General features: G+C 60.7%; 12 protein-coding genes. 4 read left to right on the top strand and 8 right to left on the bottom strand.

The window, feature by feature from the left end:
- Positions 1 to 116 precede the first annotated feature (116 nt).
- Entirely contained in the window at positions 117 to 4,070 is a 3,954-nt protein-coding gene (gene putA / locus AD663_RS25540) for a trifunctional transcriptional regulator/proline dehydrogenase/L-glutamate gamma-semialdehyde dehydrogenase (RefSeq protein WP_053214744.1), read from the bottom strand.
- Positions 4,071 to 4,533: 463 nt separating this feature from the next.
- Here putA and putP point away from each other — a divergent pair, with 463 nt between their 5' ends.
- Complete coding sequence (gene putP, locus AD663_RS25535) at positions 4,534 to 6,018, top strand: sodium/proline symporter PutP (RefSeq protein ID WP_053214743.1); 1,485 nt, start codon at positions 4,534 to 4,536, stop codon at positions 6,016 to 6,018.
- An 88-nt stretch (positions 6,019 to 6,106) separates the two neighbouring features.
- Here putP and AD663_RS25530 read toward each other — a convergent pair whose 3' ends face one another.
- Positions 6,107 to 6,970, bottom strand: a complete 864-nt coding sequence (locus tag AD663_RS25530) for a heparin lyase I family protein (protein ID WP_083455202.1) — start codon at positions 6,968 to 6,970, stop codon at positions 6,107 to 6,109.
- Positions 6,967 to 7,461, bottom strand: coding sequence for a DUF2165 family protein (locus tag AD663_RS25525; protein WP_003186538.1), 495 nt, complete (start codon positions 7,459 to 7,461; stop codon positions 6,967 to 6,969). The genes AD663_RS25530 and AD663_RS25525 overlap by 4 nt, the downstream gene beginning before the upstream one ends.
- A 266-nt stretch (positions 7,462 to 7,727) precedes the next feature.
- On the opposite strand from AD663_RS25525, the gene AD663_RS25520 reads away from it, so the two are divergent.
- The 3 genes from AD663_RS25520 to AD663_RS25510 are packed head-to-tail and all read left to right on the top strand — an operon-like array spanning position 7,728 to position 11,430.
- Positions 7,728 to 9,776 (top strand): type VI secretion system tip protein VgrG, encoded by a 2,049-nt coding sequence (locus AD663_RS25520; RefSeq protein ID WP_053214741.1) that lies wholly within the window; start codon positions 7,728 to 7,730, stop codon positions 9,774 to 9,776.
- On the top strand, positions 9,773 to 10,564 hold the full coding sequence (locus AD663_RS25515) for a DUF4123 domain-containing protein (RefSeq protein WP_053214740.1): 792 nt from the start codon (positions 9,773 to 9,775) through the stop codon (positions 10,562 to 10,564). The genes AD663_RS25520 and AD663_RS25515 overlap by 4 nt, the downstream gene beginning before the upstream one ends.
- Before the next feature lie 26 nt (positions 10,565 to 10,590).
- Positions 10,591 to 11,430: a 23S rRNA (adenine(2030)-N(6))-methyltransferase RlmJ gene (locus AD663_RS25510; RefSeq protein WP_003186535.1), complete on the top strand. Its 840-nt coding sequence runs from the start codon at positions 10,591 to 10,593 to the stop codon at positions 11,428 to 11,430.
- 118 nt (positions 11,431 to 11,548) lie between these two features.
- Here AD663_RS25510 and msrA read toward each other — a convergent pair whose 3' ends face one another.
- From msrA to aceE, 5 genes are all read right to left on the bottom strand, one after another.
- Entirely contained in the window at positions 11,549 to 12,196 is a 648-nt protein-coding gene (gene msrA, locus AD663_RS25505; protein ID WP_003186534.1) for a peptide-methionine (S)-S-oxide reductase MsrA, read from the bottom strand.
- A gap of 86 nt (positions 12,197 to 12,282) precedes the next feature.
- Positions 12,283 to 14,976, bottom strand: coding sequence for a bifunctional diguanylate cyclase/phosphodiesterase (locus tag AD663_RS25500; protein WP_053214739.1), 2,694 nt, complete (start codon positions 14,974 to 14,976; stop codon positions 12,283 to 12,285).
- A 194-nt stretch (positions 14,977 to 15,170) separates the two neighbouring features.
- Positions 15,171 to 16,559: an alkaline phosphatase D family protein gene (locus tag AD663_RS25495; RefSeq protein ID WP_053214738.1), complete on the bottom strand. Its 1,389-nt coding sequence runs from the start codon at positions 16,557 to 16,559 to the stop codon at positions 15,171 to 15,173.
- A gap of 304 nt (positions 16,560 to 16,863) precedes the next feature.
- Positions 16,864 to 18,498 (bottom strand): dihydrolipoyllysine-residue acetyltransferase, encoded by a 1,635-nt coding sequence (gene aceF / locus AD663_RS25490; protein WP_053214737.1) that lies wholly within the window; start codon positions 18,496 to 18,498, stop codon positions 16,864 to 16,866.
- 11 nt (positions 18,499 to 18,509) lie between these two features.
- Positions 18,510 to 21,155 (bottom strand): pyruvate dehydrogenase (acetyl-transferring), homodimeric type, encoded by a 2,646-nt coding sequence (gene aceE, locus AD663_RS25485; protein ID WP_053214736.1) that lies wholly within the window; start codon positions 21,153 to 21,155, stop codon positions 18,510 to 18,512.
- Positions 21,156 to 21,485: the final 330 nt, after the last annotated feature.

Raw genomic sequence — 21,485 nt, 5'->3', positions numbered from 1 at the left:
CGCGAAAGCGGTTGGTCAGCCAATCAATTGCGACTGATACACCGCTTTCGCGAGCAAGCCCGCTCCCACAGGACTCGATTGCCAGGCACCCATTGCAGGTGCCTGGTCTACAGCGCTTAGCCGATCGTCATCAGACTGGCGTTGCCACCCGCCGCAGCGGTGTTGACGCTCAGGGCCCGCTCGATCACCAGGCGCTCCAACGCAATGTTGGTTTCGCCCTGGGACAGACCATGGACCCCGACGATGGCGCCGGCGCGCTTGGCCACTTGCTGGCAAACGCCGCGCAGTTGGTCCGAGTCGCCGTGATGCAGGACGGCGTCGAACAGCACATCGTCCTTGGCCCAGTCGGACACCCGCTGGATGCGTGCCTGAATCTCTTTCGGCAAGCGTGCGAACAAGGCTTTGCTGGTGTCGGTTTCCGGCCACACGGCCGAGCCGCCCACGGCCAGTACGGCGGCCAGTTGCGTCAGCAGGTCGCCTTCGACGTCGGCCAGGCACAGCACGTGTTCACGCGGCAGGATGGCGTAGCTGTTGCGCTCACCGGTCGGGCCGGTCAGTTGGCGGGTGATGCCGCTTTGCGATTGGGCCGCGAACTGCACGCACAGGGCGCTCAGTTCGGCCAGCTTCTGGCTGTCGGCCCAGGCTTGCAGGGCGGTCAGCGGTTTGCTCATGGCATCGCGCAGGCGCAGGTCCGGTGCTGTCAGGGCATCGCCACGGACGAAGGATTGCTGGATCGCATCGGTAGGACGGGTCGACAGCAGGCGGTACAGGTACAGCGGACCACCGGCTTTAGGGCCGGTGCCCGACAGGCCCTCGCCGCCGAACGGCTGTACCCCGACCACGGCACCGACGATGTTGCGGTTCACATAGACGTTGCCGGCATGGACGTTGTCGATCACTTTGGCAATGGTTTCGTCGATGCGCGTGTGGACGCCCAAGGTCAGGCCATAGCCGGAGGCATTGATCTGGCTGATCAATTGATCCAGTTCCTTGCGCTTGTAGCGCACCACGTGCAGCACCGGACCGAAGATTTCCCGTTGCAGTTCGTCGAAGCTTTCCAGTTCGATCAGCGTCGGCATTACAAAGGTGCCGCGCTTGCACTCGTCGCTGTCGGCAATTGCCATCTGGTACACGGTGCGACCTTTGTCGCGCATGGCCTGGATGTGTTTTTCGATGCTGGCCTTGGCTTCGGCGTCGATCACCGGGCCGATGTCCACGGACAGGCGCTCAGGGTTGCCGAGACGCGATTCAGCCATGGCGCCCTTGAGCATTTCGATGATGCGGTCGGCGGAATCTTCTTGCAGACACAGCACGCGCAGGGCCGAGCAACGCTGGCCAGCGCTGTCGAACGCCGAAGACACCACGTCGATGACCACTTGTTCGGTCAGCGCCGAAGAGTCGACGATCATCGCGTTCTGGCCACCGGTTTCGGCGATCAGCGGGATCGGACGGCCCTGGTTGTCCAGGCGACCGGCGATGTTGCGTTGCAGCAGGCGAGCGACTTCGGTGGAACCGGTGAACATCACGCCTTTGACCCGATCGTCGCCGACCAGGCGGGCACCCACGGTTTCGCCACGGCCCGGCAGCAATTGAAGCACACCTTCCGGGATGCCGGCTTCGAGCATCAGGCGCACCGCCTGGGCGGCCACCAACGGCGTCTGCTCAGCAGGCTTGGCCAGCACCGGGTTACCGGCGGCCAGGGCAGCGGCCACTTGGCCACTGAAAATCGCCAGCGGGAAGTTCCATGGGCTGATGCAGACCACCGGGCCCAATGGGCGGTGGGCGTCGTTAGTGAAATCGTTGCGTGCCTGCACCGCGTAGTAGCGCAGGAAGTCCACGGCTTCACGCACTTCGGCGATGGCGTTGGCGAAGGTCTTGCCGGCTTCGCGAGCCAGCAGACCCATCAGTGGCTGGATCTCGCCTTCCATCAAATCGGCGGCACGCTCCAGGATCGCAGCACGTTCGGCCGGCGGCGTGGCCTGCCAGATCGGCGCTGCATTGAGGGCGCACTGGATAGCATTGTCGACGTCGACGACCGTAGCTTCCTGTACATGGCCAACCACGTCGCGCTGATCGGACGGGTTCAGCACCGGCAGCGGCGTTTCTTCGCTGGCGGCGCAGCCGAGCATCGGCACGGCTTTCCAGTCGTTATGGGCGGTGGCCAGCAGGGCGCACGACAGCGAGGCCAGGCGATGCTCGTTGGCCAGGTCGATGCCGCTGGAGTTGGCGCGTTCGCTGCCGTACAGGTCGCGCGGCAGAGGGATGCGCGGATGCGGCAGGCCGAAACCGCCTTCCAGGGTTGCCATTTGCTCGATGCTGGCCACTGGATCGGCCACCAATTCCTGGATGGAAATGGATTGGTCGGCGATACGGTTGACGAACGAGGTGTTCGCGCCGTTTTCCAGCAGGCGACGAACCAGGTAAGCCAGCAGCGTCTCGTGGGTCCCCACCGGGGCGTACACACGGCACGGACGGTTCAGCTTGCCTTCGGAAACCTTGCCTACAACTTGTTCGTACAGCGGTTCGCCCATGCCGTGCAGGCACTGGAATTCGTACTGTCCCGGGTAATAGTTCTGACCGGCGATGTGATAAATGGCCGACAGGGTATGGGCGTTGTGCGTAGCAAATTGCGGGTAGATGACTTCCGGCACCGAGAGCAACTTGCGGGCGCAGGCAATGTAGGACACGTCGGTGTACACCTTGCGGGTGTACACCGGATAGCCTTCCAGGCCTTCAACCTGGGCGCGCTTGATCTCGCTGTCCCAGTACGCGCCTTTTACCAGGCGGATCATCAAGCGATGACGGCTGCGGCGAGCCAGGTCGATCACATAGTCGATCACGTACGGGCAACGCTTCTGGTACGCCTGGATCACGAAGCCGATGCCGTTCCAGCCGGTCAACTGCGGCTCGAAGCACAGGCGCTCGAGCAGGTCCAGGGACAGTTCGAGGCGGTCGGCTTCTTCGGCGTCGATGTTCAAGCCGATGTCGTATTGCTTGGCCAGCAGGGTCAGCGACAACAGGCGCGGGTACAGCTCGTCCATGACACGTTCGTATTGGGCGCGGCTGTAACGCGGGTGCAGGGCCGAAAGCTTGATGGAAATGCCCGGGCCTTCATAAATCCCACGACCATGGGAGGCTTTGCCGATCGAATGAATGGCTTGTTCGTACGAGGCCAGGTATTTCTGAGCGTCATGTTCGGTGAGCGCGGCTTCACCCAGCATGTCGTAGGAATAACGGAAACCCTTGGATTCGAACTTGCTCGCGTTGGCCAGGGCTTCGGCGATGGTTTCGCCGGTGACGAACTGCTCGCCCATCAGGCGCATGGCCATGTCGACGCCCTTGCGGATCATCGGCTCGCCACTCTTGCCGATGATCCGGCTCAGGGAGGAGGTTAGGCCTGCTTCATTATGGGTGGCGACCAGCTTGCCGGTCAGCAGCAAGCCCCAGGTGGCGGCGTTGACGAACAGCGACGGGCTGTTGCCCAGGTGTGGTTGCCAATTGCCGGTGCTGATCTTGTCGCGGATCAGCGCATCGCGAGTGCCCTTGTCCGGGATACGCAGCAGTGCCTCGGCCAGGCACATCAGCGCCACGCCTTCCTGGGAAGACAGGGAAAATTCCTGCAGCAGGCCCTGGACAATGCCTGCACGGCCGCCAGCGCTCTTCTGGTTACGCAGTTTTTCAGCAATCGAAGCCGCCAGCTTGTTGGTGGCCTCGGCCATTTGCGCCGGCAGGCGGGCCTGCTCGATCAGCATCGGCACGACTTCCGGCTCCGGTCGACGGTAAGCAGCGGTGATGGAGGCGCGCAGGACCGATTGCGGCAGGATGCTCTCGGCAAACTCCAGGAAGCACTGGTGAGCGTGGTCGACTTGGACCTCGCCTGCGTCATCGCTGTCGGCACGGGTCGAACCGTTCAGCTCGGTCAGGGTTGCACCACCCTCGAGTTTTTCCAGGTAATTGAAAATTGCCTGCTTGATCAGCCAGTGAGGCGTGCGATCAATCGAGGTTGCGGCCGCCTTGAGGCGTTCGCGGGTCGGGTCGTCGAGTTTGACCCCGAGGGTGGTGGTAGCCATATTTTTATCCTCATGTTTGCCACGTATGGCGTGGCATCAGCTGGCGGCAAGATTAGCTGCGCGCTGAACGAGGTGCAACCGGGTGCAACCCTTTTTTTCTCGAAATGACCGGCTGTTCATCAGGAAGCGGGTGAGGGGCTGTCGAGCCTGCACTGCCTTAGTGCTTTAACTGATAAGTCGGGCGTGCGAACTGCACTAAAAGGGAGCAAAAAACACAGTTTTCGGGAGAAAACCGATCAGGTGCAACTGATTCGAGCGAAACAGGTTGCACCTCATTTCATTTGTTGAATAGCATTCGCGGCCAAGGTGCAACCGGTTCGTAACCGAGGGGCATCGGCTGATGGCTTTCCTGGGGAAACATCAGTCATAAATTCGCGGGACTGCAAATCGTCGCTACAACGTCTGTGTTGTCGGCGCTTTCAACTGCCACCGCTACATAAAAACAAAGCCAGGGCGTAATTCAATGAGTGTTAGCAATCCCACCCTGATCACTTTCGTGATCTACATCGCAGCCATGGTCCTGATCGGCCTGATGGCTTATCGCTCCACCAATAACCTTTCCGACTACATCCTGGGCGGCCGTAGCCTCGGTAGCGTGGTGACGGCGCTGTCCGCCGGTGCCTCCGACATGAGCGGCTGGTTGTTGATGGGTTTGCCTGGCGCTATCTACATGTCCGGCCTGTCGGAAAGCTGGATCGCCATTGGCCTGATCGTTGGCGCCTACCTGAACTGGCTGTTCGTGGCCGGTCGCCTGCGGGTGCAGACCGAGCACAACGGCGACGCACTGACCCTGCCGGATTATTTCTCCAGCCGTTTCGAAGATAAAAGCGGCGTGCTGCGGATCATCTCTGCCGTGGTGATCCTGGTGTTCTTCACCATCTACTGTGCCTCCGGCATCGTGGCCGGCGCCCGTTTGTTCGAAAGCACTTTCGGCATGTCCTACGAGACCGCGCTGTGGGCCGGTGCCGCCGCGACCATTGCCTACACCTTTGTTGGTGGCTTCCTGGCCGTGAGCTGGACCGATACCGTACAAGCCACCCTGATGATCTTCGCGCTGATCCTCACGCCGATCATCGTGCTGCTGGCGACTGGCGGCGTGGACACCACGTTCCTGGCCATCGAAGCGAAAGATCCTTCGGCCTTCGACATGCTGAAAAACACCACATTCATCGGTGTGATCTCGCTGATGGGTTGGGGCCTGGGCTACTTCGGCCAACCGCACATCCTGGCGCGCTTCATGGCGGCCGATTCGGTCAAGTCGATCGCCAAGGCTCGTCGCATCTCCATGACCTGGATGATCCTGTGCCTGGGCGGCACCGTGGCCGTCGGTTTCTTCGGCATCGCTTACTTCTCGGCGCACCCGGAAGTGGCCGGTCCCGTCAGCGAAAACCATGAACGCGTGTTCATCGAGCTGGCCAAACTGCTGTTCAACCCGTGGGTTGCCGGTGTGTTGCTGTCGGCGATTCTCGCGGCGGTGATGAGCACCTTGAGCTGCCAGTTGCTGGTGTGCTCCAGTGCCCTGACCGAAGACTTCTACAAAACCTTCCTGCGTAAAAGCGCTTCCCAGCTGGAACTGGTTTGGGTCGGCCGCGCCATGGTGCTGTTGGTGGCATTGATCGCCATCGCCCTGGCCGCCAACCCGCAAAACCGTGTGCTGGGCTTGGTGAGCTACGCCTGGGCCGGTTTTGGTGCTGCGTTCGGCCCTGTTGTCCTGATCTCCGTGATCTGGAAAAACATGACCCGTAACGGCGCGCTGGCCGGCATCCTCGTGGGTGCGATCACCGTGATCGTCTGGAAGCACTTCGAACTGCTGGGCCTGTACGAAATCATCCCGGGCTTCATCTTCGCCAGCCTGGCCATCTACTTCGTCAGCAAGATGGGCTCGCCTACCGCCGGTATGCTGCAGCGCTTCGAAGCGGCTGAAAAAGATTTCCGCCTGAACCAGTAAGGTTTTCAGCGAGGCCTTGATGGCTCGCTTGAGGGCTTGACCAAAACGGCCCGTCTCCCATGGAGACGGGCCGTTTTTTATGGGTGCGTCAATTACAGGTCTGTTCTACATCTTCATAGGTGGTGCCTATTTTCAGACCGGAAATGTAGTTTTTGACATCTTCCATGACGCCCGGCTGGTGCTTGTTATAGGCACCCCATTTAGGCTCGTTTGCACTCCTGTTCGCACCGTCCCAGGTCCTACCGAAAAATCGCTCCAGGCCATTGCTGAATGTCTGCACTTGACCCTCGAACCACAGCTCTGCCCAGCCGCGGGCCGATTGATTGGACGTATGGATGGCCAACACGACGCAATACCATTTGAACGGCTCAATGGGCTTGGTCCAGATCACGCCGGAGATATCGTCTGGCGTGCCGTAGTAGAACAGTCTCAAGTAGCCGTCCTTGGCATTCATCAGAAACGGATAGTTTTGTTGATGGCCTGTTTCATAGGACTTCCATTGGAAGGGGTGATGATTGCTGTGGGTGTCATTCAGCTTGAATGACCAGCCGATGAAGTAGGTTTTGTCTTGCTCGAATACATAAGGGGTGTGATTGGGGCCGGTTCTTATGCTGCGTGCCTCGCAGCGGGGCTCCCCGGCGCTCTTGTGGAACAGCCAGGCTTTGCCCCGGACGGCATCGTCGGTCACGGTGATGCTGGACGGGGCCGGGCATTCGCTTACGGCGTTCAGGAAGATTTTTTCCTTACCGATGGGGTTGGCAGCGTCGCCATCCCAGATCAATTGAGCCTCTGCGCGGGGGCAAAGGTAGAAGACCGCGATCAAACACGCAGCAAAAAGCGAGGAATGTGTCATCGATGATGATTCCTGAAGTTCCGGATCTTGTTTTGATGTATGGATTTCAACGCTGGAGCGCGCGGGCGGAAGAGCCTCCGCAACGCTCTGGCCACTCATGCCCTGTCGGGGTCCGCCTGGTTGAGGAATATCAACACGCCGAGGATCGCCATGTAGAACCTGAACGCGGCGTCCTGGCCATTCCAGGTGTCTGACTGCCACATCAGGAACCATTCGCCGCCGACAACCATGAAGCCAAAGAACCAGACGAAGAAGCCCACCGTCAAACCAGCCACGGTCCATCCCTTGGCGCGTTCGAACACCTTGGCCTCGGCCTTGCGCGCCTGCCACAGCTTCAGCGCGCCGTAACCCAGCAGCCCGGCCGTCGCCGCTTCGCCGAAAATGATCGACCAATAGGCGCTGTGCCACAGCCATGGCTGGTCGATGGCGCGGTACCGGGCGGCGTTGTCAGGGAAGGTGGTGTCCATGCTCAGCACGTGATGGACGAAATTGAAGTTGGAGCCATAGTCCGTGATGTTGTTGAACACGGTCAGGAAGGCGAATGCGGCGAGCGCCAGGGTCATGGCGATCTTTGCGTAGCGAATGGTCATGCGTCGCGTCCTTTGCTTTTTCCGAGCCAGGAACGTTAGCACGCCCTGTTGCGGTCCGAGCCTCGTCACGTTGTAAGACCTTGCTGATTGATATGTACGAAGGTTTCCGGTGGTCACGGTGCATGGAATGTCTATCGGAAAATACAGCACGTGCCGCGGCTTTTGGCGTTCAGCATGTAAGGCAAATCTGTTTTTCATGAGCGTCGATCATCTCCCTCGGGCACTCATGCAGAATCGCTCGCCTTCATTCAGCAGAGGCACATCGGATGTTCGCACCTGCCAACCAACCCAGTTTCACGCTGACCCTCGACAGCGAGCCAAGTGAATTCCGGGTATTTGAGTTCAAGGGCAAGGAAGCCATCAGCCAGCCCTATCGGTTTGTCGTGGAGCTGGTCAGCGAGCGCTCCGACTTGCCACTGGAAGAGCTTCTGCACCGCCAGGCGTACCTGGCTTTCGACGACCAGGGGCATGGCGTGCACGGCCAGGTCTATAGCGTGGCCCAGGGGGACTCAGGCAAACGCCTGAACCGTTACCAGATCCGCCTGGTGCCGCGCCTGGCCTATCTGCGCCATCGCATCAACCAGCGGATTTTCCAGCACCTGACCGTGCCCGGCATCGTCGAGCGGATCTTGAAGGATCACGGCATCCAGGGTGATGCGTTCCAGTTCAGCCTGCGCGGGCAGTACCCTGAGCGCGAGTATTGCGTGCAGTACGGCGAGAGCGACCTGGCGTTCATCGAGCGGATTTGCGCCGAGGTGGGCATCCATTACCATTTCAGGCACAGCCCCCGCGGCCATTTGCTGGTGTTCGGCGACGACCAGACGGAGTTTCCCCGTTTGACCGAGTCGACCCTGTATCTGCCGGGCAGCGGCATGGTTGCCGACGAACCGGCGATCAGGCGCCTGTCGGTGCGGCTCCAGGCCCGGACCAGTGCCGTGACGCGGCGCGACTATGACTTCCGCAAGCCTGGCCTGTCGCTCCAGGCCAACCTCGACAATCAGCAGCAACCGGTGCTGGAGGATTATCGCTATCCGGGCCAGTTTTCCGACCGTGATCATGGCCGTCACCTGACCCGGCGCGCACTCGAGCGCCACGTGGCCGACTACCGCCTGGCCGAGGGCGACAGCGATCAACGTGCATTGGTCAGCGGGCATTTCCTGCCTGTTCACGGGCACCCTCGGGCACAGTGCAATGATCTCTGGCTGCTCACGCAGGTCACCCACCATGGCCGTCAGCCCCAGGTCCTGGAAGAAACGGCGCCTGGCGGCCCGGACGGTTTCCAGGGCTACAGCAATACGTTCATGGCCACGCCATGGCAGGTTTTCTATCGCCCACCTTTGCGCCACCAAAAGCCGGCTGCCCATGGCTATCAGTTGGCGGTGGTAACCGGGCCTGTCGACAGCGAGATCCATTGCGACGAGTTCGGACGAGTGAAGGTGCAACTGATCTGGGATCGCGACGGCAAGCGTGACGAGCATTCCAGTTGCTGGCTGCGGGTCGCCTCCGGTTGGGCCCATGATCGTTATGGCGGTGTGATGATTCCCCGGGTCGGCATGGAAGTGCTGGTCGGATTTATTGACGGTGACGTGGACAAACCCGTGGTGGTGGGCTGCTTGCCCAATGGTGCCAATCCGCCGCCGCTGGACCTGCCAGCGGACAAGACCCGCAGCATCTTGCGCAGCCAGAGCAGCCCTGGCGGAGGCGGCTATAACGAATTACGCATCGAGGATCGCCAGGGCGCCGAAGAGATCTACCTGCGGGCCCAGCGCAACTGGACCCAGCATGTGCTGCATGACCTGCGGGTGCAGGTCGATCATGAGCGCAGCATCGTGGTTACCGGTACGGCGCGGCATGAGCTCAAGGCCGATGAGCAGCGTATTACCCATGGCCGGCGCCAGGCGGAAGTCAGGCAAGACGATCATTTGCTGGTGACCGGCGAGCGGCATATCCGCGTGAACAGCCAGGCCGTCAGCGCCAGCCAGCAGTTTCACGTCAGTGCCGGTCAGCAGGTTGTGCTGGATGCAGGTGTCAGCGCGACCATCCAGGCCGGCGGGCATTGGATCAATATCGGCGCGGGCGGGATTTTCAGTAGCGTACCAATCCAGGTCGGCGGTGGGCCGATGGCGGCCATGAGCGCGGCTTCCGGCAGTGCTGGAAAACCGTTGGCTGCGTCGCTGCCCCGCCTATCCCTCGCACAAATGCTCAGCCTGCAAGGCCAGGCGCCGTTCTGTGAGGAGTGTGAGCGTTGCCGGAGCGGCGTTTGCCCTATGCCGCCAACCGCCCGCCCAGCGGTCGACCTGCGAGGCCGGTCATGAGTGGCGGTCAATCGCCCCGCGCCTGGCTACAGGATCATCCTCTGCAAGCGTCAGAGCAGCTTTTCGCGATTCTCGGCAACGCCAGCGCCGCCGAGCCGTTGCCGGCCTGGAGGCGTTCGATGACGCTTGCGCCAAGTCCAATTTGGGCCGATACGCCTTATGCCGAGTGGGAATCGGTCATGCCCTATGTCGCCTCTGTCAGCCCCGACAGTGAATTCCTCGACTGGATAGCGTCGACCGACTCGCTCGACTGGGGGTGGCTGGCGGTGGCCTCGGTAAGCCAGCAAACCCTTGCCGAGCATCTGCGCGGGCTCACGCAGGTGCTATTGCCGGGTGGCCGGTCGGTTTTTTTCCGGTTTTGGGACGGGTGTTTTGTGCTGCCGATCCTGCAAGCGGCCGACGTTGATGCCGGTCAGCTTTTGCCGGTCGTCAGCCGCTGCCTGATAAACGGGCAATCGCTTGAGGTGGTGGGCAACGCCCGACGGCCGGCTCGGGCGTTTCCATGGTGGCAAGTGCCTGACGGGGTGCTCCAGGCATTGGCCGAGCGTTCGACCGACGCCCTGTTGAATAATCTGCTTGGGTGGTTGAGCGAGGAGCATCCAGACCTGTTCGAGCGGGTCGATGAACGCATCCTGCGGCGCAAGATCCTGCATTTTGTCGAGACGCCCGGGTTGGTCCCGGCGCCGAGGGCGCCATTACTGGCGTATCTGACGCAGGAGTTGGTTGAGCTTCGCGCACAGCCCTCCGCTCGGCTGCGACCCCCTGACGTTGAACGCACTTCAGGGTAAACTCGTCGCCCTTCGCAGGAGCCGCCATGAATTATCGTCACGCCTTCCACGCCGGCAATCATGCCGATGTGTTCAAACACCTGACCTTGACCCGCCTCATCGCCCTGATGTCGCGCAAGGACCAGCCCCTGGCCTACCTCGATACTCACGCCGGGATCGGGCTGTACGACCTGCAGGGGGATCAGGCCAACCGTACCGGCGAGTACCTGGAAGGTATCGCGCGGTTATGGGGCGCGAGCGATCTGCCGCCGCTGACCGCCGATTACATGAAAGTGCTGCACGAGATGAACCCGGATGGGCAATTGCGCTATTACCCCGGTTCACCGGAACTGGCGCGGCGCCTGACCCGGCCCCAGGACCGCGTGCTGCTCAACGAAAAACACCCTGAAGACGGCGTGCTGCTCAAGGACAACATGAAGGGCGACCGTCGCGTGGCGGTGCACCTGGGCGAAGGCTGGCATGTGCCCCGGGCGCTGCTGCCGGTGGCGCAGAAGCGTGCCCTGGTGCTGATCGATCCGCCCTTTGAGCAACTGGACGAGATGCAGCGCTGCGCCGCTTCCCTCAAGGAAGCCATCGGTCGGATGCGCCAGACAGTGGCGGCGATCTGGTACCCGGTGAAAGACCAGCGCATGCTGCGCCGTTTCTACCAGGACTTGGCCGGCACCGGCGCGCCGAAGCTGTTGCGTGTCGAATTGCTGGTGCATCCGCTGGCCACGCCCAACAGTCTGAACGGCTCCGGCCTGGCCATTGCCAATCCGCCGTGGGGGCTGGAGGAAGAGTTGCGTGAGCTGCTGCCGTGGTTGTCGAAAAAACTGGGGCAGACCCAGGGCGGGTGGCAGATGGATTGGCTGATTGCTGAGAGTTGATGGCGCCTGCTGGGGCGCCATCGCGAGCTAGCTAGCTCCCACATTGGACTGAATGTTCTGGAGGAATGCGGTCACTGTGGGAGCGAGCTCGCTCGCGAAGCCTTTCAGGGCAAAACCATCAGATTGGGCAGGTCACGCCCGTACCGCCAATCCCGCAGTACCCTTCAGGATTTTTCGCCAGGTATTGCTGGTGATACGCCTCGGCGAAGTAAACCGTCGGCGCCTGGTCGATTTCGGTGGTGATTTCTCCGAGGCCAGCCTTGATCAGTTCAGCCTGGAATACGGCTTTGCTCTTGTTCGCTGCGTCGAGCTGTTCGGGGGTGGTGCAATAGATCACCGAACGGTATTGGGTGCCGATGTCGTTACCCTGGCGCATGCCCTGGGTCGGGTTGTGCAGTTCCCAGAACATGGCCAGCAGTTGTTCGTAGCTGACCTTCTCCGGCTCGTAGACCACCAGCACCACTTCGCTGTGGCCGGTCAGGCCCGAGCAGACCTCTTCATATGTCGGGTTCGGCGTAAAGCCTCCCGCGTAACCCACCACTGTGCTGACCACGCCTTCACGCTGCCAAAATTTGCGTTCCGCGCCCCAGAAGCAGCCCAGGCCGAAGATTGCGAACTCGACCGTATTGGAGAACGGGCCCAACAGAGGCACGTCGTGGACGAAGTGTTTTTCCGGCAAGGCCATAGGCGTTTCACGGCCAGGCAAAGCCTGTTCTTGAGTTGGGAGCACGTTTTTGTTCACCAGGATTTCCGAGCGCAAGGCCATCATCAGTCCTCTCAGTCAGATTGAGTTGAGCGAATAAGACCGTCAGTGTGCCTCAGAAAAGCCGCCGCAAGCTATAAGCGGCTGCTTCAGACAAGCGGTCCGCGCGGGTAGCGCTTGAGCTTTTCGATCAGTTCCGCGCCGGGAATCGGCCGATCGAACAGATAGCCTTGGCCGACATCGCAACGGTGACGGCGCAGGAAGGTCAGCTGCTGGGCGGTTTCGATGCCTTCGGCCACGACCTTGAGCTTCAGGTTGTGGGCCATGGCGATCACCGCCGAAGTGATTTCCATGTCGTCCTGGTTATCCGGAATTTCATGGATGAAGCTGCGATCGATCTTGATGATGTCGATCGGGAATTTTTTCAGGTAGCTCAAGGAGGAGTAACCGGTGCCAAAGTCATCCATGGCCAAGGTCAGCCCCAGGCGCTTGAGCTGGTCGAGCTGCAAATGGGTGTCTTCGGTGGCTTCCAGCAGCAAGCCTTCGGTCAGTTCCAGTTCCAGCAACCGGGCGGGCAGCTGTTCTTCCTTGAGGATGCTGGCGATGGAGGCAACCAGGTCCGGGTCGGAAAACTGCTTGGGTGACAGGTTGATCGCCACTTGCAGGTTACCCAGCCCGGCGGCGGTCAATTGCTTGCTCATGCGGCACGCCTGGCGGGCGATCCACTTGCCGATGGGGATGATCAAGCCGGTTTCTTCAGCCACGCTGATGAACTGGTCCGGCCGGATCATGCCCTTGTCCGGATGGTTCCAGCGCAGCAACGCCTCCATGCCCAGCAAGCGGCCGCTGCGCAGGCACAGCTTGGGCTGGTAGAACACGTCCAGCTCGTTCTGGGTCAAGGCGCGACGCAGGTTGTTTTCGACGAACAGCTTGTAACTGGCTTCGGCATTCAGCGCTTCGGTGAACACCTGGACCTGATGCTTGCCGTTGGCCTTGGCCTTGTGCAGGGCCAGGCCGGCGTTGCGCATCAGGGTCTGGGGATCGCGCCCGTGTAGCGGCGCGCAGGCCAGGCCCACGGAGCCGGTCACGCTGATCAGTTGGTTGTCGACGAACATCGGCTTGTCGAGGGTCATCAGCAACTGGCTGGCCACTTGCTGCCCGGCTTCCAGGTCCGTGTCGTCCAGCAACACGGCGAATTCATTACTGGCGAACCGCGCCAGGCTGCCGCTGGGGCTCAGGCTGTTGCGCAGGCGCCGGGCCAGGCTGATGAGCAGTTTGTCACCGGTCTGGTGGCCAAGGCTGTCGTTAATGCGCTTGAAGTTGTCGATGTCCACCAACAACAGACTGATGGGCGAATCGCTGTCCCGGGCGAAGCGTTCATCGAGGTTGCGTATGAACGCCGGGCGGTTGCCCAGGTTGGTCAGGTTGTCGGTGTAGGCCAGGCGCTCGATGCGCTGCTGGGCCAGCTTGGTCTGGGTGATGTCCTCGTAGATGCCGATGTAATGGGTCAGCTCGCGGTTATCGCCATAGACCTTGGAAATCGACAACTGGCCCCAGTAGGGTTCCAGGTTTTTGCGCCGGCTCTTGAACTCGCCCTGCCAGCTGTTGTTCTGGGCCAGCGCCGACGGCGCATCGAACAGCAGTTCACTGAGATTCTCCAGGGCCGGCAATTCAGACAGGCGCTGGCCGTGGACTTCCTCGGTGGTGTACTGGGTGATCGCCGTGAAGCTCGGGTTGACGTACTCCACCACGCCGTCGCAGTTGACCAGCAGGAACGCATTGGCGCTCTGTTCGACGGCGCGCTGGAACAGATGCAGGGCGCTGGTGGCCGTTCGTCGGTTGTGATTGTTGATGACCTGCGCGAACTGATCCGCCAGTTCGCCGGCGAAGGCGATCTCATCCGACTGCCAGGCGCGGGTAACCCCCACTTGCTCCAGGCACAGGACGCCCACCACTTGGCCATCGATACGCACGCTGGCGTCAAGGATGGCGTTGACATCGCGGGCGCGAAGGTTCTCGGCCATTTCGCGGGTGCGCGGGTCGCGCATTGCGTTGTGAGCATCAATGGCGCGGCAGGTCTGCAGCGCTTCCATGTAGTCGGGAAACTCGTCGGCGTTAATCACCGCCGGCAGGAAATACGCCTGGGTTGCCTGGTTGTAGGCGGAAATCGGCACCAGCTTGCCGTCTTCCAGGTTCCACAGGCTGGCGCAGTCGATCTGGTAGATGTCACAGGCGCTGCGGGTAATGAGTTCGGCCGCTTCCAGCAGGGAGTTGTTGGCGCTGTAGCGTTGGCGGGTCAGCAGCAGGATCAGGTCCTGTTGAGCGCGCACCCGGTCCAGGTGCTGGAGCTGCTCCTGCTGCGCGCGCTGGTTCAGTTCCAGGGCGATCTGCAGTCGTGAGTTCTGGGTTTCCAGATCCAGTGCCGGCAGGGACGGCTCGTCTTCGAGCACATTGTCCACGACCAACAGATAGCCGCGCAGCAGATGCCGATTGTGCTGTTTGTAGGCCTCGCCCGTTTCCAGCAGGTTCATCGGCCCTTTGGCGGTGTGGAGCGTGTAGCGAATCTGGTAATGCGAAGCCTGGGCCAGTTGTTGCTGGATAGCGTCGTGCAATTGATAGCGAGCCTGCGGTTCCATCAGGCTGGCGTAGGGCGAGCTGACCAGCGAGCACAGTTCTACCGCTGGTAGGCCGAAGTATCGCTCGCAATTGGGATCGAGGAATAACAGCGCCCAGCTTGCTTCATTCAGCCGTTCGAAACGCAGCATACCGAGCCGCGCGGGCACCGGTAACTGCGTCACTACCTCGGCCGCCATACGGCTGGCGGCATCGGGTTGGCTTTTCATGGGGAAACTCGCTTCGAAAATGCTGATCGCGCCGGGCTGACGCCCTCGTTATTACGGATTGCCGCAAGGTTGCATCATTGCGGCACTGGCTGACAAGAGACATGAAGGCCAAGTGCTATAAACCTTTTATCGGCCGACAACCGGATTTCTTCAGTCGCCGGCCGATCAGAGGGCATGGCTGGTGCTTGCGCCTGTCAGCGCAGCGGGATATCGACGGTCTGCAAGGCCAGGCCGTCACGGTCGTGGAAGGTGACTTGAACGCTCTGCGCCGTGATATACAGCCGCGCGAAGTTATCCTGTCCGAGCACCTTGCTGGTCAGTTCACTGTGATATTCGCCGCTTTGCGTGCGAGCGATCGGGGCGTCGAAAACAAAATCCGCCGCTTTTGCATAAGGCAGCAGCTTGCTGTTGCAAAACGGCGAGGAAATGATGGTGTTGACTTCGAAATCAGGATCCTGGCTGTGACGCAAGCGACAGGTCATCGAACCATGGATGTCACCCGTCACGAAAAACACGTTCTTGATCCCATGGCGACGCAGGGTTTCCAGAACACGCAGGCGTTGGTCCGGGAACGCCTGCCAGGCGTCGGCGTCATTGTGCTTGCTGTCGGGGTAGAACAAGACGCTGGTCACGATGAGCTTGACCCGGGCACGGCTGTTGATGAGCCATTCGAGCAGGGCTTGCTCCTGTTCTTCATCGAGAATGCGTCGATCGTCTGCCGCCAGGTTGCGTTGTGTCCGGCTGTCGGTGACGAACCATTCAATATCGCCATGACTCAATCGGTACCAGTAGTGTTTCAGTGATTTATTTAAGCCATCCTCTGAATGTTCATGAGCAGGGCCATGGCTGGCTTGATAAATCCTATAGGCTTGCATGGCGTTCGCATATAACACGGCATCGCGACTGGTTTTATTGGCCGGCCAGTTATCTTCGATTTCATGATCATCAAGGATCATGTAGGTCGGTACGCTGGACATCAACTTGCTGATATGCGGTTGGGTAAAGGCCGTGCGGTATTTGAAAAGAATATTCTTATAGGTTCGGTCCGGCGCGACAACGTTCAAGTCGTCGAGATAAACCTGGTCTCCAGTCATTAATATCGCGCTGATTGGCGGGTTGGCCTTTTCCACCAGACGATTGATGCCGGCAAACGTCCGGTCCCCCAGCCCCGGCAACGACGGCACGCCGCCAGTGATCCGCAGATAACGGCAAGAGCCGACAACATAGGCCCGCGGTGTATCGGCTGCGCCGGATTGCGTGCGCAGACGGTAAGTTGTCCGGGGCCATTGCAGCGGCAGCTCCGCAATGGTTTCCACGGTATGGGTCGGGCTCAAGAGACTGAACCAGCCCGCCTGGTATTCATAAAGCGTATCGGCTTGAAGACCATTCAAGACGATGACATCGGACATGTCGCGATGGGCGTTCAATTGAACAAAGTGTCCCTTCGACCACGTTGTATCGCCTTGGCGCCTATGGCGAACGCCGGCAAATACCAAGTTGTCGGCATAGTCGCCTCGCAGAAAAATTCGACAGTGATCTGTTGTGGTGTGGCCGATAATGGGGCCGACGGTAGGCTTGAACATATTCGAATCCATTCGATATTCAGTTTTACAAAGCAGTTAGTTGCCTTGATCGATGGATGCTAAAGCTCGGCGCAGAATAAATATCGCAGGGGGAGGGGGCGCAGTTTGTGGGCAATGACTAACAGGCGGTGTAGTCATTCATGCGGGGGGAAGTAGGAAAGTTGTCTGGTGAATGGCCTGGTTCTGATGTCAGGCTTTTTTCCAGGCAAAAAAAGCCCCGCCAAATGGACGGGGTTGAGGTACGAGCGTGGCGCTCGGAAAACAGTGGTCCGAATGGCCCTCCGCGAGGGAGGGCCGCCCGGTGTTACAGCAGGATGGTGCGGATGTCGCCCAGCAGGTCGCTCAGACGCTTGGTGAAGCGTGCGGCGGCGGCGCCGTTGATCACACGGTGATCGTAGGACAGCGACAGCGGCAGCATCAGCTTTGGCTGGAACGCTTTACCGTCCCAGACAGGCTGGATGGTGGCCTTGGAGACACCGAGGATCGCAACTTCCGGCGCGTTGACGATCGGCGTGAAGCCGGTGCCGCCAATGTGGCCGAGGCTGGAAATGGTGAAGCAGGCGCCTTGCATGTCGTCTGCACTGAGCTTCTTGCTGCGGGCCTTCTCGGCCAGGGCAGCTGCTTCGGCAGCCAATTGCAGCAGGCTTTTCTGGTCGACGTTGCGGATGACCGGTACCAGCAGGCCTTCCGGAGTGTCGACGGCGAAGCCGATGTGCACGTATTTCTTGCGGATCACAGCCTTGCCGCTTGGCGCCAGGGAGGCGTTGAAGTCCGGCAGCTCCTTGAGCAGGTGCGCACAGGCCTTGAGCAGCAGCGGCAAAACGGTCAGCTTCACGCCGGCCTTTTCGGCCACGGCTTTCTGCGCAACGCGGAAAGCTTCCAGCTCGGTGATGTCAGCCTGGTCGAACTGAGTCACGTGCGGGATGTTCAGCCAGCTGCGGTGCAGGCTCGACGCGCCGATTTGCATCAGGCGAGTCATGGCCACTTCTTCGATTTCGCCGAAGCGGCTGAAGTCCACTGCCGGGACTGGCGGGATACCCGCGCCGCCGGTGGCGCCTTCGGCCGGTGCGTTCTTGGCCTTCTGCATCATGGCCTTGACGTAGGCCTGCACGTCTTCCTTCAGCACGCGACCGTGTGGGCCGCTCGGGCCGACGGCGGACAGCTCGACGCCGAATTCACGGGCCAGCTGACGCACCGCAGGACCGGCGTGCACCTTGGCACCGCTTGGAGCAGGCGCGGCGGCAACCGGAGCCGCCTCGGCCTTGGCGGCTGGCGCGGCAGCCGGAGCCGGAGCGGCTTCAGCCTTGGCGGCAGGCGCAGCGGCCTGGGCGGGAGCGGCCGGTGCGGCGGCACCGGCTACTTTCAGCTTGAGGATGAAATCGCCAGTGCCGACTTCGTCTTCCAGCTTGACCGCGATGCTTTCCACCACGCCGGCAGCCGGCGATGGGATTTCCATGCTGGCCTTGTCCGATTCCAGGGTGATCAGCGACTGGTCGGCTTCGACGGTGTCGCCGACCTTGACCAATACTTCGATGATCTTGGCCTTGCCCGACGAGCCGATGTCCGGGACATGGATGTCCTGGACGGTGGCAGCGGCAGGTGCAGCGGCTGGAGCTGGGGCGGCTTCGGCGGCCGGTGCGGCGGCCGGCTTCTCAGCGGCTGCCGGGGCTGGCGCAGGCGCGGCCGCTTCAGGCGCCGCAGCGGCGCCCTCGACTTCCAGCTCCAGCAGTTCGTCGCCTTCTTTCAGGCGATCGCCCAGCTTCACTTTCAGGCTCTTGATGATACCGGCCTTCGGCGCAGGCACTTCCATGCTGGCCTTGTCCGATTCAAGTGTCAGGATGCTCTGGTCAGCTTCGATACGGTCGCCGACCTTCACAAACAGTTCAATTACTTCACCTTCACCGCTGCCGATGTCAGGTACGCGAATGAGTTCGCTCACGAAAATTCTCCTCAGCAGTCCAGTGGGTTGCGTTTTTCTGGATCGATGCCGAACTTGGCGATGGCCTCGGCCACCACCTTGGGTTCGATATCGCCACGGTCAGCCAGGGCTTCCAGGGCTGCCAACACAACGAACTTACGGTCGACTTCGAAGAAGTGACGCAGCTTCTTGCGGCTGTCGCTACGGCCGAAACCGTCGGTGCCCAGCACCTTGAATTCCTTGGAAGGAACCCATTGGCGGATCTGCTCGGCGAACAGCTTCATGTAGTCGGTAGAGGCGATGACCGGACCTTTGCGGCCGTTCAGGCACTCTTCGACATAGCTCAGCTTTGGCTTCTGGCCAGGGTGCAGGCGGTTGCTGCGCTCCACGGCCAGGCCATCGCGACGCAGTTCGTTGAAGCTGGTGACGCTCCAGACGTCGGCGCCGACGTTGAACTCTTCACGCAGAATCTTCGCGGCTTCACGCACTTCGCGCAGGATGGTGCCGGAGCCCATCAACTGGACGTGGTGCGCTGCTTCGCGGGTGTCTTCCTCGAGCAGGTACATGCCCTTGACGATGCCCGCTTCCACGCCGGCCGGCATGGCTGGCTGCTGGTAGGACTCGTTCATCACGGTGATGTAGTAGAAGACGTCCTGTTGCTCTTCGGTCATCTTCTTCATGCCGTCCTGGATGATCACCGCCAGCTCGTAGCCGTAGGTTGGATCATAGGTGCGGCAGTTCGGGATGGTCCCGGCCAGCATGTGGCTGTGGCCGTCTTCGTGCTGCAGGCCTTCACCGTTCAGGGTGGTCCGGCCGGCGGTACCGCCGATCAGGAAACCACGGGTACGGCTGTCGCCGGCGGCCCAGGCCAGGTCGCCGATGCGCTGGAAGCCGAACATCGAGTAGAAGATGTAGAACGGCAGCATCGGCTGGTTGTGGCTGGAGTACGAAGTACCGGCGGCAATGAAGGAGCTCATGGCGCCCGCTTCGTTGATGCCTTCTTCGAGGATCTGGCCCTTCTTGTCTTCGCGGTAGAACATCACCTGGTCTTTATCGACTGGCTCGTAGAGCTGGCCGACGGACGAGTAGATGCCCAACTGACGGAACATGCCTTCCATGCCGAAGGTACGGGCTTCGTCCGGAATGATCGGGACGATGCGCTGGCCGATTTCCTTGTCCTTGACCAGCTGCGCGAGGATCCGCACGAAGGCCATGGTGGTGGATATTTCACGGTCGCCCGAGCCGTCCAGGATCGCCTTGAGGGTCTCGAGTGGCGGCGTCGGGATGCTGAAGCTCTTGGCACGACGCTGCGGCACGAAACCGCCCAGTGCGGCACGGCGCTCGGCCAGGTAACGGGCTTCGGCGCTGCCTTCTTCAGGCTTGAAGAACGGCAGGTTTTCCAGCTCGCTGTCCTTGACCGGAATGTCGAAGCGGTCGCGGAACAACTTCAGGCTGTCGACATCGACCTTCTTGGTGTTGTGCGCGGTGTTCTTCGCTTCGCCGGCACCGGTGCCATAACCCTTGATGGTCTTGGCCAGGATAACGGTCGGTTGCTCTTTGTGGTTGACCGCCTGGTGGTACGCCGCGTAGACCTTGTACGGGTCGTGGCCGCCACGGTTCAGTTTCCAGATCTCGTCGTCGGACAAGTCGGCAACCATCGCCTTCAGTTCAGGCGAGTTGAAGAAATGCTCACGGACGAACGCGCCGTCCTTGGCCTTGTAGTTCTGGTACTCGCCGTCGATGACTTCGTCCATGCGACGCTGCAGGATGCCGTCGACGTCCTTGGCCAGCAATGGGTCCCAGAAACGGCCCCAGATGACTTTGTTGACGTTCCACTGGGCGCCACGGAACACGCCTTCGAGTTCCTGGATGATCTTGGCGTTGCCGCGAACCGGGCCGTCGAGGCGCTGCAGGTTGCAGTTGATGACGAAGATCAGGTTGTCCAGCTTCTCGCGGCCGGCCAGGGAGATCGCGCCCAGGGATTCCGGCTCATCGCACTCGCCGTCGCCCATGAAGCACCAGACTTTCTGCTTGCCGGCCGGAATGAAGCCGCGAGCTTCCAGGTACTTCATGAAGCGTGCCTGGTAGATCGCCTGGATCGGGCCCAGGCCCATGGAAACGGTCGGGAACTGCCAGAAGTCAGGCATCAGCCAAGGGTGCGGGTACGAGGACAGGCCGTTGCCGTCCACTTCCTGGCGGAAGTTGTTCATCTGGTCTTCGGTGATACGACCTTCCATGAACGCACGGGCGTACACGCCTGGCGATGCGTGACCCTGGAAGTAGATCAGGTCGCCGCCGTGTTCGTCGGTCGGGGCCTGGAAGAAGTAGTTGAAGCCGATGTCATACAGCGTCGCGCTGGAGGCGAAGCTGGAGATGTGACCGCCCAGGTCAGAATCTTTCAGGTTGGTACGCATGACCATGGCCAACGCGTTCCAGCGTACCAGCGAGCGAATGCGGCGTTCCATGAACAGGTCGCCAGGCATGCGTGCTTCGTGGGTAACGGGGATCGTGTTGCGGTACGGCGTGGTGATGGCGTAGGGCAGTTGCGAACCGCTGCGGGTCGCGAGTTCGCCCATACGGGTCATCAGATAATGAGCACGGTCTTCGCCTTCTTTGTCGAGAACCGATTCCAGGGCGTCCAGCCATTCCTGGGTTTCGACGGGATCGAGGTCTTGCATGGCTTGCTCCAGGGCGGAAAGGCTACCAGAATCGGTTGCCTGAGTTTGCGACTGGCCTTGTGGGCAGACGATATAAATTCTTGGATTGCCGAAGGGTTGTTTCGGCGGCGTGTAGTTTTACTACAAATCGTCGGCCGTTTCAGCCTTTCGAATGTATAGACGAGTAGTAAAACTACACCTGAGCGGCTCGTGGCCCCTCGTTTCGTTGTGAGAATAATCGTTACTGTTGGTCTTTAGCCAACTCGAACAGGTAAAAACTTGATGCCGGCTGCCAATAAAATCAGATTTTCAGCTATTTATCATCTTTGTTCGACAGTCGATCAGGTAGTG

It is taken from the genome of Pseudomonas sp. Q12-87 (genome assembly GCF_001269755.1).
Taxonomy (GTDB): Bacteria; Pseudomonadota; Gammaproteobacteria; order Pseudomonadales; family Pseudomonadaceae; genus Aquipseudomonas; species Aquipseudomonas fluorescens_S.
The sequence above is the reverse complement of the archived record's forward strand: the minus strand, read 5'-3'. Positions and strand labels throughout refer to the sequence as shown.